The following is a 3,664-nucleotide window of genomic DNA, read 5'->3' as shown; positions in this document are numbered from 1 at the left end:
GGAAGGTCTACAACCGATGTCAACTTCAAGTACAGAAAGTTCAACAGAAAAGAAGATTACTACTGGATTGGCGCCTCTTACAGGTTCCTGAACGACCAGTTCTTCAAACCGCTGAACATTGGGCCAATGGCAGGGATCATGAAGTCCAAGTTCTATTTTGCATACTCCTACCAGATCACCATGAACGACCTGATAGGCTACAACTCCGGTACACACATGATCACAATTGGCATCGACTTCCTACAGGGACTCTCGGACTGCCCGTGTACAGCAAGCAAACATAGAATGTATTAGTGGTTATTTAAAAACAAAGGCACAGTTAAATTTATAAATGATTTAAAACAAATATTAAATGAAACAAAACTAGAACAAACACTAACATAACCTCCTTCTATGCGATGCCCCTTGCAGAAAAAGGAGAACTAAACTAAGCTGCCATGAAAAAACCTACTTTTTCAAAATTAGCCCTTATAACATTCCTATTGTTTTTGGGCTTTCATTCGTTTGCCCAAAATTATGTACCATTCACTCCAAGATTTGATCAAGATCTAAAGGGTGATATTTTGTTAATAGGAAACAATATTCTGGGTCCAGATAACAATGCCTTTAATCAAAATAATGTCTATAACCATAACGTCGACATGACTTATATAGACATTGACAACGACAACTCCACCTTCAGTTCTTCAAGCGCTGACCTTGAAATTCCAAACCCCAATTGTTATCAAATAATCTATGCAGGATTGTATTGGGGAGCAGTAACAAATGGAGATGAACCAATTGAAAATGTCAAACTAAAAGGTCCCAGTGGCGGGTATTTTGATGTCACCGGAGAAATAGTTTATAGTGCCAATGGTACTGCTACTGGAGATAGTTATCCCTACTCCTGTTATGCCGATGTAACGTCTATTGTAACCAGTCTTGACACCGATCTAGGGACTTATACCATTGCCAATGTATCCAGTGCACAAGGTGAAACAGGAAGTTTTAACCCATACAATGGAACAGGATATTCTGCTGGATGGTCTCTCTTTGTGGTCTATGAAGACCCTACAATGCCTGGAAAATCCATCACTAGTTTTGATGGATTCAGTGCCATTAGTAGTAGTGTTAATTTAGACGTGCCAGTTTCCGGATTTAGAACCGTACCAGCACCCCAACCAGTAAGAGCCAATTTTGCTTTTGCAACGCTGGAAGGTGATAAACCTATTCAGAATGACAGATTGCTATTAAATAACATTCCTTTATCAGCAGCTGATAGACCTGCAAATAACTTTTTTAACAGTTCGGTCACCCAGTTGAGTGCTTTACCTGTAGATAACCGAGTTCCCAATAGTACAAACACACTTGGATTTGACACAGGGGTGATGGTCGTACCTAATCCAGGCAACAATGTCATAGCTAATGATGCCACATCGGCTGTTGTAAGGTTGGAGAGTGATCAAGATGTCTATTTTCAATATTTCTATGCTTTTGCGGTAGAAATAATCGAACCCGATATCATTTTGACTAAAATAGTTGAAGATGACATGGGCAATGATATTGGCGGGCAATATGTAGGTTTAGGGCAACCATTAAATTATGTTATTGGGTTTCAAAACGTGGGTAATGACCATGCAACAAACTTCCAAATTAGAGATGTTTTACCTATCAACATTATCTTTAATTACCCTGAGGATTTAGTGTTGCCTCCAGGAGTTACGGTTGCCAGTTATGATCCCATAACGAGGGAAATCATATTTAACATTGACGATTCTTTAGTCGAAATCAATGACCCTGTTTATGAAATACGTATAGAAGTTCAAACTGTTGAAACCTGTGCCGATTTAGCAGATGCTTGCTCCAATATTATCAACAATCAAGCGTTTGCTTCCTATCAAGGTACTATCAATCCTGATTTCTTAATTACGGACGACCCCAGTTTAAGCAGCAATACTGGGTGTTTATTGAGTCCACAGGCTACTAACTTTTTGGTGGATCTAGATTGTACTTTTTCAAAAGACTTTATTTTATGTGGAGACAGTATTACTCTAACTGCAGCCGATGGGTATGATACTTATGAATGGTCCACTAACCCTTCAGGAAACCCGGTTATTGGTACGGGTCAAACCTTTACAGCTACCGAAGTTGGAACTTACTATTCATTCAACACAGCTCCAAATCCATGTCAATCCATTGCTCAAGAATATCATGTAACAACTTTTGGAGGAGATATTACCAACCCAGTCATTCCTTATGCTGACGAAGTAGTCACCTGTCCAAACGACGGAAAACTTTTGCCGAATATTTATTTATGTGGAGCGAATGATTTTGTAGACATTCAAACCAATATCTCTGGCACGACTTCTATAGTATGGGAACAATTAGATGAGTCTAGTTGTGCTGCTGTAGAAAATGCAGATTGTGCCAATGAAAATGACGCTTGTACCTGGAACCAAGTAGGAACAGGACCAAACTACACAGCTGATACGGCAGGTCAATTTAGTCTGACCATCAATTTTGAAGGAGGTTGTTATGTCCAATTCTATTTTAATGTCTATGAAAATTTACTGGAGCCTACAGTAACAGCAACTGACATCACTTGTGAATCTCCTGGAACCATCACCGTCAATGGTGTTCCCAGCGGATATGAATTTAGTTTGGATAATGTCAATTTCCAATCGAGTAACGTCTTCACTGTAACAACTCCAGGGATGTATACGGTTTATATTACTCAAACCGAAGTAGAAACCAATCCTTGTGTCTTCACAGTTCCAGATGTTCAAATTTTTGAAAGTGACTTTACAGCATCAACAATAATAGAACAACCTTTATGTTATGATGATTTTGGTAGCATTTATTTGGCAGCCAATGATGCCGATCCACAATACTATTTTTCGATTCATCAAAACGGAACATTGGTCAATAGTGTGGGACCACAAATGGAAAACAGTTACACTTTTGAAAATCTAAACCCCGGAATATATACGGTTAGCTTTGAAACCGATGATGGTTGTGAATATTCAGAAGAAATTGAAATAATTCAACCACCATTATTGACAGTAACCGCTGCATTAACAAGCCCCTTAACCTGTGACGACGGGGAAATCACTATTTATCCTGAAGGAGGAACGCCTCCATATTTCTATTTCATTAATAGTGATTCTGAATTTCAAACCGTTCCAGAATATACAGTTACAGCTCCTGGTACTTATGCTATTCTTGTTATGGACTCAAATAACTGTAGTGCTACAACGACCATTACTGTTGATGATATTCCAGAACCTGATTATACCGTTACATCTACTAATATAGAATGTGGTTTTACTTCTAACGGAACCATAACATTTGATGTTACCAATGCATACGGAACAACTTTAGAATACAGTATTGATGGCGGATCAACGTTTGTTGATGCTCCTGTTTTTACAAATTTAACAGAAGGTACCTATGAAGTTATAGTAAAGTATAGTTTAGATGATTCAGTATGTTATACCGAACCACAACAGGTAACCATAACTGCCGATTCTACGATTGAAGGTACAGTTGAACTCACCTCTCCTTACACATGTAACGGTAGTGGGACCATTACAGTGACGGGTGTAACTGGTGGTACGCCTCCCTATTCATACAGTATCGACGGGACCAACTTCCAGTCCGGCAATACCTTTACGGGCCTTACGGC

The 3,664-nt window shown here is 39.1% G+C and carries 2 protein-coding genes; both read left to right on the top strand.

What is annotated here, in order from left to right; all coding sequences use genetic code 11:
• A partial coding sequence (locus tag GZ212_RS16045; RefSeq protein WP_166962539.1) for a type IX secretion system membrane protein PorP/SprF occupies positions 1-294 on the top strand: 294 nt, incomplete at its 5' end.
• 143 nt (positions 295-437) lie between these two features.
• The coding region (locus tag GZ212_RS16040) for a SprB repeat-containing protein (protein ID WP_206080471.1) at positions 438-3,664 on the top strand (3,227 nt) is incomplete at its 3' end.

This window comes from Mangrovimonas sp. CR14, from assembly GCF_011764015.1.
In the GTDB taxonomy this organism is placed as follows: domain Bacteria; phylum Bacteroidota; class Bacteroidia; order Flavobacteriales; family Flavobacteriaceae; genus Mangrovimonas; species Mangrovimonas futianensis.
Note: the sequence above shows the minus strand (reverse complement) of the source record. Positions and strands in the feature narration are given on the sequence as shown.